This window comes from Streptomyces pratensis (assembly GCF_016804005.1).
In the GTDB taxonomy this organism is placed as follows: domain Bacteria; phylum Actinomycetota; class Actinomycetes; order Streptomycetales; family Streptomycetaceae; genus Streptomyces; species Streptomyces pratensis_A.
In genome coordinates this window covers 4,131,985-4,144,827 of record NZ_CP051486.1, presented here as the reverse complement: position 1 = coordinate 4,144,827, position 12,843 = coordinate 4,131,985, and the positions used below count along the sequence as shown (strand labels likewise).

Annotated in this window: 15 protein-coding genes and 1 pseudogene; 7 read left to right on the top strand and 9 right to left on the bottom strand. The window is 68.2% G+C overall.

What is annotated here, in order from left to right; all coding sequences use genetic code 11:
• Positions 1 to 26 precede the first annotated feature (26 nt).
• Positions 27 to 224, bottom strand: coding sequence for a helix-turn-helix domain-containing protein (locus HED23_RS35205; protein ID WP_238441995.1), 198 nt, complete (start codon positions 222 to 224; stop codon positions 27 to 29).
• Between the two features lie 163 nt (positions 225 to 387).
• Entirely contained in the window at positions 388 to 903 is a 516-nt protein-coding gene (locus tag HED23_RS16620; protein WP_203184180.1) for a GNAT family N-acetyltransferase, read from the bottom strand.
• A gap of 318 nt (positions 904 to 1,221) precedes the next feature.
• Here HED23_RS16620 and HED23_RS16615 point away from each other — a divergent pair, with 318 nt between their 5' ends.
• A complete protein-coding gene (locus tag HED23_RS16615) occupies positions 1,222 to 1,653 on the top strand; it encodes a DAK2 domain-containing protein (RefSeq protein ID WP_238441994.1) in 432 nt (143 codons plus the stop codon).
• A 43-nt stretch (positions 1,654 to 1,696) separates the two neighbouring features.
• Here the strand turns inward: HED23_RS16615 and HED23_RS16610 are convergent, their stop codons facing one another.
• The gene (locus tag HED23_RS16610) at positions 1,697 to 2,377 is read right to left on the bottom strand and encodes an HAD family hydrolase (RefSeq protein WP_203184178.1); all 681 of its coding nucleotides are present in this window, start codon (positions 2,375 to 2,377) and stop codon (positions 1,697 to 1,699) included.
• A gap of 541 nt (positions 2,378 to 2,918) precedes the next feature.
• On the opposite strand from HED23_RS16610, the gene HED23_RS16605 reads away from it, so the two are divergent.
• A complete protein-coding gene (locus HED23_RS16605; RefSeq protein WP_203184177.1) occupies positions 2,919 to 3,578 on the top strand; it encodes a ScbR family autoregulator-binding transcription factor in 660 nt (219 codons plus the stop codon).
• Positions 3,579 to 3,721: 143 nt separating this feature from the next.
• Here HED23_RS16605 and HED23_RS16600 read toward each other — a convergent pair.
• A pseudogene (locus tag HED23_RS16600) lies at positions 3,722 to 4,290 on the bottom strand (hypothetical protein); the annotation flags it as partial.
• Positions 4,291 to 4,371: 81 nt separating this feature from the next.
• Between HED23_RS16600 and HED23_RS16595 the strand changes: the two are divergent.
• Both HED23_RS16595 and HED23_RS16590 read left to right on the top strand, forming a co-directional pair.
• Complete coding sequence (locus HED23_RS16595) at positions 4,372 to 4,566, top strand: hypothetical protein (protein ID WP_238441993.1); 195 nt, start codon at positions 4,372 to 4,374, stop codon at positions 4,564 to 4,566.
• A gap of 468 nt (positions 4,567 to 5,034) precedes the next feature.
• Complete coding sequence (locus tag HED23_RS16590; RefSeq protein ID WP_203184176.1) at positions 5,035 to 5,391, top strand: SUKH-4 family immunity protein; 357 nt, start codon at positions 5,035 to 5,037, stop codon at positions 5,389 to 5,391.
• On the opposite strand, the gene HED23_RS16585 is transcribed toward HED23_RS16590, so the two are convergent.
• Together HED23_RS16585 and HED23_RS16580 are read right to left on the bottom strand one after the other, a co-directional pair.
• Positions 5,388 to 5,918, bottom strand: coding sequence for a GNAT family N-acetyltransferase (locus HED23_RS16585; RefSeq protein WP_203184175.1), 531 nt, complete (start codon positions 5,916 to 5,918; stop codon positions 5,388 to 5,390). The genes HED23_RS16590 and HED23_RS16585 overlap by 4 nt on opposite strands.
• Positions 5,919 to 6,068: 150 nt before the next feature.
• Complete coding sequence (locus HED23_RS16580; RefSeq protein ID WP_203184174.1) at positions 6,069 to 6,782, bottom strand: AAA family ATPase; 714 nt, start codon at positions 6,780 to 6,782, stop codon at positions 6,069 to 6,071.
• A 359-nt stretch (positions 6,783 to 7,141) separates the two neighbouring features.
• Here HED23_RS16580 and HED23_RS16575 point away from each other — a divergent pair, with 359 nt between their 5' ends.
• Genes HED23_RS16575 through HED23_RS16565 form a run of 3 tightly spaced genes read left to right on the top strand, consistent with a single transcriptional unit; the run spans position 7,142 to position 9,152 of the window.
• Positions 7,142 to 7,843, top strand: a complete 702-nt coding sequence (locus tag HED23_RS16575; protein ID WP_203184173.1) for a hypothetical protein — start codon at positions 7,142 to 7,144, stop codon at positions 7,841 to 7,843.
• Positions 7,840 to 8,520: a DUF4166 domain-containing protein gene (locus HED23_RS16570; protein WP_203184172.1), complete on the top strand. Its 681-nt coding sequence runs from the start codon at positions 7,840 to 7,842 to the stop codon at positions 8,518 to 8,520. Before HED23_RS16575 ends, HED23_RS16570 begins: the two co-directional genes overlap by 4 nt.
• Positions 8,517 to 9,152 carry a TetR/AcrR family transcriptional regulator gene (locus tag HED23_RS16565; protein WP_203184171.1) on the top strand — a complete coding sequence of 212 codons (636 nt, stop codon included), beginning with the start codon at positions 8,517 to 8,519 and terminating at the stop codon, positions 9,150 to 9,152. The genes HED23_RS16570 and HED23_RS16565 overlap by 4 nt, the downstream gene beginning before the upstream one ends.
• Before the next feature lie 703 nt (positions 9,153 to 9,855).
• Here HED23_RS16565 and HED23_RS16560 read toward each other — a convergent pair.
• From HED23_RS16560 to HED23_RS16550, 3 genes are all read right to left on the bottom strand, one after another.
• Positions 9,856 to 11,187 (bottom strand): competence protein CoiA, encoded by a 1,332-nt coding sequence (locus HED23_RS16560; protein WP_203184170.1) that lies wholly within the window; start codon positions 11,185 to 11,187, stop codon positions 9,856 to 9,858.
• Between the two features lie 589 nt (positions 11,188 to 11,776).
• The gene (locus HED23_RS16555; RefSeq protein ID WP_203184169.1) at positions 11,777 to 12,289 is read right to left on the bottom strand and encodes a GFA family protein; all 513 of its coding nucleotides are present in this window, start codon (positions 12,287 to 12,289) and stop codon (positions 11,777 to 11,779) included.
• Between the two features lie 316 nt (positions 12,290 to 12,605).
• Complete coding sequence (locus HED23_RS16550) at positions 12,606 to 12,788, bottom strand: hypothetical protein (RefSeq protein WP_203184168.1); 183 nt, start codon at positions 12,786 to 12,788, stop codon at positions 12,606 to 12,608.
• Positions 12,789 to 12,843 lie beyond the last annotated feature (55 nt).

The window sequence follows — 12,843 nt, the reverse complement described above, 5'->3', positions numbered from 1 at the left end:
GCGCATCCCCGCTCCGCGAGCAGGGGTCACACCTCGCCGATGGCCCTGTTGACGGTTGAACGATCCACGCCGAACCAGCAGGCCGGCAAGCCATGAGCAGTCCCATGGCGAAGGTGCACGAGCGTGGCCAGGAACCGGTCGACGAAGGCCATGCGGTGCTTCGCACCGGCGCCCACCGCACGGCTTCCGTGGCCTGGACGCAAGCCCCGTCCGGTGCCGCTCATGCCACAACGGTCGCATCTCGGGACCCAGTTCAGCGATCGCAGCGACCTACAGGCCCGTGATCCTCCGGTTGCTGATGATCGCCGTGCGCATAGCCGCCCCACCACGCAGCCATCCTCGACGATTCAGAGCTGGACTTCCCACCGCTGGCCGGGCACGAACTCGTCAGTCGATGGCCGTCGGCTCCAGGCAGAGGCCGATGGTGAACGCCACCCGGTCGAGCCCGGGGCCGTCGTAGTCCGGCTTCACGGCTGAGGCCGTGAAGCCGAGTCGCGTGTGAAATGCCCGCGACGCAGTGTTCTCCGGGCTGGTGATGCAGTGCACGAAACGGCGCTCGTGTGACCGAGCGAGCGCGAAGAAGGCCCGGTAAAGGGCACGCCCCACCCCCTGCCCGTGCAGCGCCGGATCGACGCCGACGAAGTGCACATAGGCGGTCTCGGGCTCTGTCTGTGACAGGAAACCGACCAGGAAGGCGGCAACTTCTCCACTGCCACGTTCGACCAGAAAACTGGTGGTGGTGAAGTGCTGGAAGTACAGCCTGGGCAGCAGCAGCGCACGTTCCGTAGCCCCAGCCTCCCCCTTCAGGCCACCCCACCACGTGTCCAGTACGGCGAGCACGCGGAGATGATCTTCGTCGGCAAGGTGTCGGGCCCTCAGGCCGGCGGGGAGGTCGTCGATCATCTGCGCAGTGTGTCAGCCGGGCGAGTGGCATGGCTAACCAGGCTGCTCAATTACCCGCAGAAGTGGGCGGACTTGGTTAATTCTTGATGGCTGCCATGAGCGCCTCCCCGGTTCAGCCTTGAGTATCTCCCGCAGCACGTCGGGGGCTCGTCCTTGGACGAGGGGCGAGGCAGCGCACCGAGTCGATGTCGGTCGAGCTCGCCGCTCAGCGCGACGACGCAGGGCATGGCCCGTCTTGTGCACATCGGCTGTCGGCTTCCAGGAGGCTGCGGCGGTGACCTTCCCCTCCGTCACTCCCGCGCGGCGCGCGTTGCTGGTGTGCTTCACGGTCATGCGGGTATTTTCGACGAGCTGCCCGGCGCGCGTGTGGACCGGGCAGCTGCCGGCTCCGGTCCCAACCTGACGGCGGTCTCGCTCGCCGAAGGCACCGCCCGGGGCTTGGCCGCCATCCGCCGCGTGGGGGATGCCTCACCTGAGGACAAGACACTGGTCGACGCGCTCGCTCCGGATGCCACCGCGTTGCTGGCGGCGAAGGGCACGCGTCCCGCTGAGGCTTGGGCCGGGGGCGGCCGATGGCGCCTGGCAGGGGGTGCGGGTCACGGCGTCCCTGACGCACGCAGGGGCCGGGCGAGCTACCTGGGTCTAAGGGCGACGGGCATCCCGGACCCCGGGGCGGTCGGCGTCGCCCTGCTCTTCGCATCCGCCAGCGGAACCGTGGACACGCTGGCGCACCCTGTGACCGTCGACTGACCGCCTTCTCAGGCCAGGGTCAGGCGTCCGCAGCGGAGCCGCTCTACGCGCGGATCCGGCGGTTGGCCCATGACAATAGTGCGTCCTCGGTGAGACTCCTGACCCACAGATCGGCCTGCTCCGCCTCCAGACCGGGCGGGCACGGTCCGATCCCGATGACGCGGAGACCTGCCCGCCGTGCGGACTGCATGCCGGTCAGCGAATCCTCCACGGCCAGGGTCTGCTCGGGCGGTACGCCGCAGAGACGTGCGGCCTCTCTGTAGACATCGGGCTCCGGCTTCGGCCGTAGCACCTCGTCGGCGACCACGACGTGGTCGAAGCAACGGAGGAGCCCTGCCCGCCGGAGGCATGACTCCACCATCGTCCGGGGACAGTTGCTCGCCACAGCGAGAGGGACGCGGCCGACGGCCAGCCGGACCAGTGCGGCGGCTCCGGGCATGGTGACCGGGTCCTGGTCGACCAGCGCGGTGAAGGTGCTGAGGAGCGTGTCCGTGAAGTCGTTCACGAGGTCAGGCTTCCCGGCCTCCTCAGCCATGAGCGCCCCGCACTCGGTGAAGTGCACGCCCTTGGCCCGGTCGGCGAAGCCAGCCGGCGGTTTGACGCCGAACACTCGGAACGTGACATTCCGGGCCTCTTGCCAGTGTCGCTCTGTGTCCATCAGGGTCCCGTCGCAGTCGAAGACGATGGCGGACGGGGACCAGGAAAGGATGGGACGAACTGTCATGTGACTGCCGTTCTCAGAGGCTGCGCCGACCGGCGGTACGGGCGCAGACGCGTGCCTGGATGGGTCATCCATTCGGAGAAATGAAGCGGAAGTGTGCGTGGTCGCATCACTCATGCGCCACGTGACGTTTCCGTACGCGTCAAAGGGGCGCGACGGTCCCTTTTGGCCGAATCTGAAACATCGTAGGCATTACGTTAATTTGGCCCCTTCGAACTCCGCAATCACCATTTCGAGTGACGGGAATATCCCCGAAGAGGATGGCTGCCTCCTCTGTGCACGCGGCGGGCTGCTCCGCGTAAAGCAGGCAACTGGCCTGATGGGCAACGGTCTCCAGGGTCGGCACCGTACCGATCGCGGCCAAGTTCAGACTCCGTGCGAAACGATTCTGCACAGCAGGAAGCGAATTCACGGAAGGCCACCCCAAGCGCGCGCGGGTCGAAAAATAATAGGATCTTCTGTGCGCTTTGGTCGAGCCCTCCGTGCGGAGATACCGGCTCCCTCATCGCAACTGTTGGAACATTTGAACGAAAGTGGAACTGAAGTGCAGGACAGGGCCCGCGTCACCCGTAAAGAGCTGCTCGAATCAGCAGCACATCTATTTGTCGAACGAGGATATGCGGGAACGAGTGTCAATGACATAAGTGATCACTCCGGAAAAACGAGCGGAGCGATTTATTTCCATTACTCCAGCAAGGAGAAGCTGGCGCTTGCGGTGATTCATGAGCAGTTCGCCACCTGGCCACAACTCGCGGCCCCCTACTCCGCCCCCGGCATCCCTCCACTGGAGAAGTTGGTCGTACTCAGCTTCGGTGTCGCACGGTCCCTCAGCGAGGACGTCGTGGCGCGCGCGGGCGCGCGTCTGTGGGCGGAACGCCGCACCATGAAGTCCCCCGTACCCACGCCGTTCGGCGGCTGGGCCCTGGCTGTCACCCGGCTTCTCGCCCAGGCCCGCACACGAGGCGAGCTGGCGGACGGGGTCGCACCGTCTACCGCGGCCGTGACGCTCGTGCACTCCTTCTTCGGCCTCTGCACGCTGAGCGAGGAGATGCCGGGCGGTCGGAACTTGGCGGAGCGGCTGGACCAGTGGTGGCTGCTCACGCTCAAGTGCCTGCAGGCGGAGCCGGAGCCGGCCGTTCTGCTCGCGCGTGCCCGGGGGTGGATTCTTACCCCACCGGAGGACATGGCTCCGCGCCGCGGCTGACGAGGCCTCGCACTTGTCGGCCTCGGCCTCGGCGCCGGCGTCCTCCGGCACCGGCGCGTAGTGCCTGGCACCGATGGGGGTGGGCGCGGAAGCAGCCGCGGCAGGTGCCCGGAGGCGGAGCTCTTCGTCCTGATGCGCTGCCGACCGGACATCGCGATGAGTCTTGTCAGTACACAGAGACGTACTTCGATGGACACGTCGTGCAGATTGTGGCGGGAGACGCCGCTCAGGTGCAGCCAGCCGTGCGGTGTGCGCGAGCGGCGATCGAGCGGCTTGGAGCGCCCGAACAGTACTGGAGATATCCGAGGCCCAGGTCGAGCAGTACGTCGACCCGCGCGACCAGATCGCCACAGATCCGGACCACGACCTCGGTCGTCTCCCCGGACCGGGCGGTCGACGTGGTGGCGTCGGCCTCGGACCGCCTTGCGACGGGCCGCAGCAGCGCCGCGACCTCGGTGAGCGGCATCGAGTTGATCTCGGCGATGGAATGTCCGGCGAAGGCCACGGCGAGCCCCTCGGGCCGGAGTCCGCTGCCGCGACACTCCCGGTAGGGCACACTCCTGACGGACCGGAGCGCCCGTTCGCGCATCTTCTCGCTCTTGGAGTCGGCGAGGACATGCATGACGTGCTTGCGTGCGCTCTGGAACTTGCCCTGGTAGCCGTAGTCGACGCGGTCCTCCTCCGGCTCGATGTACACGGAGGGCTGCTCGTCGTGGTGTCTCCCCACATCGTCCGGGTGTAAGCACTGACGGGAAGCGGAGCGCAGCTAGTGTCCAGGGCTGTGGGAAACACCTTGGAAGAACTGATCGGGAAACAGCGCGCGGTCGACGAGGCGCACGCCCAGGTCGAGGACCTGCGGGAACGTTTCGGATCGCCTTCGGCTGATTCATCGACCCCGGCGCAGGCAGCGGCCTACGAAACTGCGTGGCGGGCATGGCGCGATCTCGCGCGCGATATGCAGGACGCTGTTGCCCGGTACGCGAAGTAGACCTGTGAAGCTCGCTCTGATGTGGAGCGGGCTGTACGCGACGGACGGGCTGGAGGAAGCGGCCAGCCATGAGACGCCCACTGCACGGGCTACGGCAACAGGCCCATGTGCTGGGCTGCACATTCACGCCAGGGCGAGGGACCCAGTTCTCCGATCACGCCGGCTACGTACGCACGGTCGTAGCCGGAGAGAACTCTGCAGCGAAGCCGAGCGTCGCTGGGCGGCGGTGTCCAATGCGGCGAAGCGGGGCAGGGTCTCACCCGGCCGAAGGGGCCTTCCCCGGTCGGCGCCGGTAGGGAACGTGCGCTTAGTGGCCACATGCCGGAGCTCGTCCGGCGGAGCATGTGACCTCTTCGTGCTCATGGACAAACGCTGCCCCGCAAGTGCGGCCGTGCCTGGACCTCAGGTCGGCTCGATAGGGTCAGGGGGGGGGCACGATCGCACCTGCCCGGGGAAGAGGATCGTTCGATGCTGACGTACGACCAGCTGACCGAGTGGGCCGGTCCCAGTCATGTCACGCGAGCCGGACGGGGCGTTGTCGCCTGCTGGAGAATCCCGGACTTCATGAAGGCACAGCTCGTAGAGGTGGGCATCCCGCTAGCTCCGCGCCTCATCGAGCGGGTCGTGATGCAGAGCGAGGCTGATCCGGTCCTGCCTACGTCCCGCGGCCTGATCTACCGTCTCACCGAGCAGCTGGACCCCTATGAGGCGACGGAGCGGTCATCGTTCGGCGTCGAGCCGGAGACCGGGGTGGTCTACCTCGTAATGCCGGACGGGGAGGCATGGTTTGCCAACTCGGGTGTCGACGTGTGGCTCGACGTCTAGGGACTCAGCAGTCCGCCCACCCACCAGTCGTGAGGCTTGCCATCGTTGGCGATGCTTCGATTGCGCAGTGTCCCTTCGACGGTGAAGCCGAGTTTCTCGGCGACGGCACGCGAGCCGGTGTTCCCGGCCATGGCCCACCACTCGACGCGGTGGACGTCGAGCGTGGCCCAGCCCCAGTCGCACAGGGCCCTTGCGGCCTCCACCGAGTACCCGCGTCCGCGCTGCTCCTTGACCGCCCAGTATCCGAGCTCCCAGACGCCGCGGCTGATGAGGGTCAGGCAGTACGAGCCGACCAGGGCGCCGGTGTCCTTGCGGAACGCGCCGAGGGTGTAGTCCCTGTCCTCGGCCCACTGAGCGGGCAGCTTCTCACCGACGAGCTTCTCCGCGTCCGCACGCCGGAACGGCACCGGCACCGGGGTGTAGAACTGGATGTCCTCGTCCTGGCAGGCTTCGTACACCGCATCGACGTCAGCAGGTGTGAAGGCCCGCAGCACCAGACGGCGGGTCTCGAGAGTCACTGGATCCATCGCGGCAGTATGACCACCATCAACAAGCGGCGGCCAGCGAATATCCCGGCCGAGCACCGCCCGTCACAACACCCCGGGCCGGCCAACGGTCGTCAGAACACCCCAGGCCGGCCAACGGTCGTCAGAACACATCAGTCGCGGACCGAGACGTCAGGGTTCGATGATGTGCCGCAGGTAGGAGTGCGGGTCGTCGAGATAGCGGCGCCAGTGGTCCACGACGCCGAGCTCCCGCCAGGCGGCCCTGCGCATCCCGTGCTCACCGACCTCGATGATGTCCGCGCCCGGCAGCGCGGTCAGCAACGGGGAGTGCGTGGCGCAGATGACCTGGCCGCCCTCCTTGGCCAACCGGTCGATGTGCCCGATCAGCTCGAGGCACGAAGAAAAGGAAAGCGCTGCCTCCGGCTCGTCAAGAACGTAGAGCCCGGCGTGCAGGAACTTCCCGCGGAACGCCGCGAGAAAGCCTTCACCATGGCTGACGGAGTCCGGCGAGAACCCCTCCCTGCCCAAGGCGTCCAGCGCGGTCTCGGCACGCAGGAAGAAGCCCTTGCGGGCTGACCAGTTGGCGGCCATACGGCGCCCGCGCCCTGAGGCGGCGTCGAATCTCATGCGCTCGCCGAGGGCCGATTTGCCGCGCGGGGAGGCGTAGCGCCAGTCGTGGGAGCCGCCGTAGGGGTCCAGACCGAACCCCTCCGCCAGTGCCTCGACCAGGGTCGACTTCCCCGAGCCGTTCTCGCCGACCAGAAAGGTCACCGGTGCGGTGAACCGCAGCCCTTCGCTGAGCAGCTGACGGACGCAGGGCACCGACCAAGGCCAGGTTTCCTCGTCGTGAGAGGAGAGATGGGCATACGCGCGTTCGATAATCACGTAACCAGTGTCGCCTGGTCTCGGAAAGCTCAGGTGTCCCGTCCAGCCGGCGTGTATTTCGCGCCTGTTGTTGGCGGGGCGCTCAAGTCGGTCCCCCTGTCGTTCACATACGTTGCGTGGCCGTGCCCGCAGTGTCTCCGAACTGAACTGAGGGATGCCGGGGAGGAGCCGTAAGGGGTGCGCCCGGTCCTCGGCCCACGCAACGAGCTTCAGGGGGACGCTCCCCTGCCTGGCCACCGTCGAGCCCTGACACGAAGCACGTTTCACCGCCCCGCCAACATCTTGAGCACTTGCTCAAAACGAACTATCCTGCAGTTTGAGCGAACGCTCAACTCGATGGGGGAGAGGACCCTGCAGCCGTGGGGTTGTACGTGGAGACCGTGATCGATGCCGACATGGACGTCGTATGGGAGCGAACTCAGGAGCCGGCGCGGCACCAGTCCTGGGATCTGAGGTTCACCTCGATCTCGTACCTGCCTCGCGCCGAGGGGGAGCCGCAGCACTTCCGCTACGCGACCCGACTACTGCCCCTCCTCTGGATCGCCGGCACCGGAGTCAGCGCGGGAGAACGGCAGCGGTCCGACGGCACGCGTGTTTCGGCGCTGCGCTTCTCCTCGGGGCACCCGCTCTCGCTGCTGGCCGAGGGCAGCGGGTACTGGCGCTATGTCCCCGGCCCCACCGGCATCCGCTTCCTGACCGGCTACGACTACCGCCCGCGATGGGGTCGCTGCGGGGCCGTCGCCGACCGGATGGTCTTTCGGCCGCTCATGGGCTGGGCCACCGCCTGGTCCTTCGACCGGCTGCGGCTCTGGTGCGAACGCGGCACCCACCCGCGCGCCGCCCTTGCCCGCGCCTTGGGGGAGTGCATCCTGCGCCTGGCTCTGGTCCTCGCCGCCCTGCTCACCTCTCCCATCGCCCCGTTGGTCCTTGCGGCGGGTACCGCCGCCGTGGCTGCGCTGCTGCCCCCGCTGCCCGGGACCCCCGCCGCGCGCCGCTGCAGGCGCACCCCGCCCGTGCGCGTCCGCGCACCCCGCCTGCTCGCCACGCTGGAGCACTCGTGACCTCGATCTTCCACACGCACATGGGCGCTGACTTCGGTCGGCTGCACCCCGAGATCAGGCGGCGCTTCTCCGTCGGGCTCGACAGCGGCGAAGCCTGCGTCGGGCGCGGGACGATGGAGTGGATCCGTCACGGAGCCCTCTTCGTCAAGCCGTTCCTCCGGCTCGGCGGGACGCGTAACATCCTCGTCCCGCGCGAGGGGCGCGAAGTGCCGTTCGTCATCGAGAACTTCCCCTATGCGGACTCCTTCGGCCGCGAGACCGTCACCTTCGTGCGGACCTTCCAGATGGCTGACGGCCCCCACCGCTTCGACGCCACGATGGTCTTCAGTCCTGAGCGCAACTGCGTCCTCGACTACCTCGGCACCCACCAGCACCTCGCCAGCGAACTCCACATGAGGGCTGAACCCGACGGCTCGCTCCTCATCCGCTCCGGCGAGCACCGCTTCCGCGAGGGCCCCGCAGACGTCCGCGTCCCGTCACTGATAGGAGGCGAGGCCGAAGTCCGCGAGTCGTTCGACGAGAGCATCGGCCGCTTTCGGATCCGGGTGCGGGTGACCAATAGGCACTTCGGCTTCCTCTTCGGCTACCAAGGCTCCTTCACCGCCGAGTACGTCGACGCGGGAGGGCCCGGGCCCCGTGCCGGCCTGCGGCCCGTCCGCGAGGAAGCCCGCGCGTGAGCGCGGCCGGCGGGGCCACCCGCCTCAAACTCCTCGAAGGCGCCCTGCGCACCCTGGTCGAGCAGGGCATCGCCAAGACCTCGGCCCGCTCGATCGCCACCACTGCCGGAGTCAACCAGGCGCTGATCTTCTATCACTTCGGTTCTGTCGACGAACTCCTCGCCGCTGCCTGCGTGCACGGCGCTGAGCAGCGCATCGCCCGCTACCGCGAGAGGCTCGCGGCTCTCGACTCGCTCACGGAACTGCTTAGCTTCGCCCGCGCGATGCACGCCGAGGAACGGGCCGCCGGTCAGGTGGCAGTCCTTGGCCAACTGCTTGCCGCCGGCCAGACCTCGCCCGCTCTGGCGACTGCGACCTCGGCCGGGCTCGCACTGTGGATCGAGGAGCTGGAGACCGTCCTGACCCGGCTGCTGACAGCCACCCCCCTGGCGGACTTCGCCGACCCCGCCGGACTCGCCCGCGCCGCGGCCGCCTCCTTCGTCGGGATCGAACTGTACGAGGGGGTCGACCCCGAAGGCGCCGCCCGTGCCCTGGACTCGCTGGAACAGCTGGCCGGCCTCGCCCAGGCCCTGCAAGGACTCGGCCCTCTGTCCCAACGAGCCGTCGCCTACCGCCTGCGCCGCAGCACCTGAGACTGCCCCGCGACCGCGCGATCCTGCCCCCGCCGCACCACCACCGGTTCACGGGAGACCGGTCCAGGCTCCTGATGTGCCCGACGTCGCACCCGTGCGCACGCAGGCGTCGGAGCCTTGCCTTCCCGAGCTCCGCTCGGGTCAGCGACCCGGCGGTAGTCGCAGCAGCGACCGCACCCCGCAACAGATGTTCAATGCGGGTTGCCGAGTGCATCTTGTTCACATGCGGTGCAGCGCATGTGGCCATGCAGCCCAGGGCGCATGTGTTCACATGTGTCCTGGGCTGCATGGATCCGACCGTGCCGATGCCGAACTGGTCGTAGATGACTCTCACGATGCCGCCGCCGACTGCCCTGCTGCATGAGGGAGGAGCAGTCGCACCGATGGTGGGATCGGCGTTGTGTCTATCGGTACCGTTGCCGCCGAGCCGGTAACCAGCCGCCCCTGTTCCGAGGCAGGGGCAACTGCGGCGCGAACCCGTACAGGCGTACACCCGGACGCCGAATGCGACCCACCTTCCAACAGGGCTTGTCGTTCCTGAAACCGAGTCGGACCACAGTCCGGAGCGGCATTGTCAGCGGCCGGGGAGACACTGGCGCCATGAAGACTTCCTCGTTCACTTTGTCCAGGGCCGGGTATCGCGTGCGAGTCGTCAGGGCGCCGGGAACGACGGTACGTGGAGGAGGTCGTTGCTGTCGTCGGCTCATGCCTTCGGGCGACTCGTCCGATTGATGGGTGCGCTGCCGGTCCGACGCCACGGTCCCTCGTACCTGCCGCCGCACACCCGGCATCGAATGCGGAAAAGTGCCGCAGCAGGGCCCATCCGGTCGCTCGGCTCGGCGGGGTACTCGGCGTTCTGGATCCTTGCGACGAGCCGCGGGTCAGGACAGGTGCATATGAGGACATCGGACGTGCTCGGGCGGGAGGCGGTGGGATGGGAGGGCGGAGTGTCGACGAACTCGGTCCGGTAGCCGTCGATCGGCTTGTACCGGGTGAGATTCATGGCCTTCTCGAAGCGCCGTTGGCTGGTTCGGCTGGGAAAGATCAGGAGGAGTCCGGCCAAGAGGCGAAAGGCATGCCCGTGGACACGCCTTGGGTCCGGGTCGAAGACGGCGGCCGGGACGCCGCCCTCGTCGACGAGGGGTACGCCACCGGCGTACCGGGGATCGCCGGTGCTCCAGCCCACAGTCGCGGTGACATCGTGCTCGTCGGCCAGTTTCGCCAGTGCCGGACCGATGCCCGGACGGAAGCGGATGGCGACCTCCCGCAGCCTCCCGGCCCGCGTGGCGCGGGCTGTTCGCTCGGCCTCGGTGGCCACGCTCGAAGCCTTCGCGCGCGAGATGGCGCTCTTGGCCCGGATCGCGTCCCGCTTCTTCTGATGGGCCGCTCGCAAGGGGGCCATACGGGCCTCGTGCTCACGCCTTCTGCGTTCTTCCACGACGAGATGGGTGTCCTCGGCCTGGACGTAGTGCGTTGCCGTCCACACCGTGGTGAGAGTGCGCTGCGGGTACCACAGCGGGGACCGCGGGGTGTGCGGGAGGACACGGCGGTCGAGCACCCAGGTGAGGAACTGGGACAGGGAGGCCGGGACCGCTGCCCAGCCGCGATCGGAGAACTTCACAAGGCCCTCAGCGACGATGAGACGCTTCTCGCCGTCCGGCCGTTCCAAGCGTACAGAGGGGACGGTGCCCAGCCAGGGCGGGCGAGGCCGGTCACTGAACCAGATCGAGGAAACGCCGTCGGCGCGCATCTTCTCGGTGCGGGCGGTGATGTCCGCGTCGGTGATCGGTGCGAGCTGGGCTTCCAGCGCGATCCTCCAGGCCCCGCTGGGATCGGTTGCCAGGACGTCGGCCCGCCAAGCGCCGCCGGGGCCCGGGACTTCGAGCTCGGCGTGGGCGCCGGCGTCGCGCGCTGCGGTGGCGAGTTCGAGCTTGAGGAGGTGGTGGGCCACGGACTCCAGACCGAGCGCGCACGTGGGCGCCCCGGGTGCGTGGGCGAAGAAGCGCAAACCGGTGCCGGAGGTCTTCGCGTGCATCGGGTGACGGCACTCGTCGCAGGTGACCGGCGCGGGCGGCCTCGTCTTCCACACCGATTCCCAACTGTGTCCGCACCCGAGATCCGGCAGGTGCGCGAAGACCGTTCCCCACTGCGCATGCACGGCCCTGAATGCCACACTGACCCCTTCCTGGACGATGAGAAGGCCAGTGTGACCCCACGCTCCGACAATGCATCAGGTCGGATGGGGTTTCGAACTCGAAGCGCACGGTGACCTGTGAGCGCAGCCGAGCGGCCGGACAAGCTCTTACGTCCGCCTTCCCGTCCCGTGCCGTGTCGACCACCCGGCCCTTCTTGACGGTGGTGCCTGCCGGAGAAGTGGTTCCAGCCGAGACCGCCGTTGTCGGAACACGTGGGATCGTCCGCCCCTCGGGATCAGTCTGCGCGCACTTCACCTTCCTGTTGCAGTACCGTTCCCGCCGACGTTTCGGACGTCGGCGCGACAGCGAGGCAGGCGCCAACGGCACCCGCAGCCACCCATGCTGATCGTCGGCCTGGGGTGTGGTCTTCCTACCCGCCCGTCGGGTATCACCCATGGGTCGCCCGGCCGCCTGTCGGCGTTGCTCCCATCAGCCGGTGTCGGCTTCGTCGTGCGCCTCTCCGGTTGCCGTCGAGCCGGGCACGAGACCGAGGGTCACCTTCATCCATGGCGGGGCCATCTCGCGGAAGCTGTGGCCCACGGGGTCTGTGCCGCTCTGGTCGGTAAGGCTGAATGCGTTCACCATGATCATGTTCGAGTCGGCGGCAACGGAGATGAGGTGGGTCGCGCAACGGGGGCAGAAGCCGCGGCTGAGTGTGGGCCAGGTCGCGTACCAGGCGGGTTCACCACCGGTTCCGATCCACTTCAACGTCTCCCGGCGGAACCCCACCCACAGCGTGGCCGGGCCGCCGGACATGCGGGTGCAGTGCCGGCACGAACACAATTGCGGGTCGTCAGGGGCTCCGAGGATCTCGTAGACGATGTCGCCGCACTGACAGTGGCCCGTGCGGCGTTCAAGGGAGGGGTCCGCAGTGTGCAGGGCGGGCACACGACCGCCGAGTGGTGCGGTGCCGGTGGTGGGTGAGTCGAGCGAGTGGTTCATGGTTTCCTCGAGCTGGTGTGGTGGAGCGTGCGTGCGGTCGCGGGGCGAGGGAGCTGGTGAGATCGATGACGGGCTGGGGCTCGGGGGAAGGCCGAGCTGTCGGTGTGCATCGTCGGCGCAGGAGCCGAGCTGTTCGGTAGCCGACGGGCCCGGGCGAAGAGCTCGTCGGCTTGTTCGGGGTCGCCGTGCTTCCGTGTCCAGCTCTCCGCCCGCGGTGTCGACGAGAGTCGGATCGAGGGCGGCGCCGGCGCTGTGCGGGGCGATCTCCCGCGGTGACCATGTGGCGGCGGGCCGCGCTCCGCACTGCCTGCGATGTTCACTGCGGGTGCGCTCCACGAAGGCTCTGCGAGTGCCGCTCGAAGTGGTTCGTCCGCGCCGGTGGCCGGTAGCGCTCGACGACCGGCAGCCGTAGCCCTCCGGGTGGACGGCCCCGGACGTCCAGCAGTTGGTCGCCGACGCGTTGGCGGAGGTACGCGAAGACCTCGCCGAGATAGCTCACGCGCTCATCGGCCAGCAGGGCCACCAGGCCCGTGCGGCCATCGGGGAGCGGCTCG

Excerpts from the sequence above, each read along its gene's own strand:
- HED23_RS16555 (WP_203184169.1), bottom strand. The coding sequence starts at position 12,289 with ATGAACCACTCGCTCGACTCACCCACCACCGGCACCGCACCACTCGGC.
- HED23_RS16585 (WP_203184175.1), bottom strand. The coding sequence starts at position 5,918 with ATGGATCCAGTGACTCTCGAGACCCGCCGTCTGGTGCTGCGGGCCTTC.
- HED23_RS35205 (WP_238441995.1), bottom strand. The coding sequence starts at position 224 with ATGAGCGGCACCGGACGGGGCTTGCGTCCAGGCCACGGAAGCCGTGCG.
- HED23_RS16590 (WP_203184176.1), top strand. The coding sequence starts at position 5,035 with ATGCTGACGTACGACCAGCTGACCGAGTGGGCCGGTCCCAGTCATGTC.
- HED23_RS16610 (WP_203184178.1), bottom strand. The coding sequence starts at position 2,377 with ATGACAGTTCGTCCCATCCTTTCCTGGTCCCCGTCCGCCATCGTCTTC.
- HED23_RS16560 (WP_203184170.1), bottom strand. The coding sequence starts at position 11,187 with ATGCACGCGAAGACCTCCGGCACCGGTTTGCGCTTCTTCGCCCACGCA.
- HED23_RS16620 (WP_203184180.1), bottom strand. The coding sequence starts at position 903 with ATGATCGACGACCTCCCCGCCGGCCTGAGGGCCCGACACCTTGCCGAC.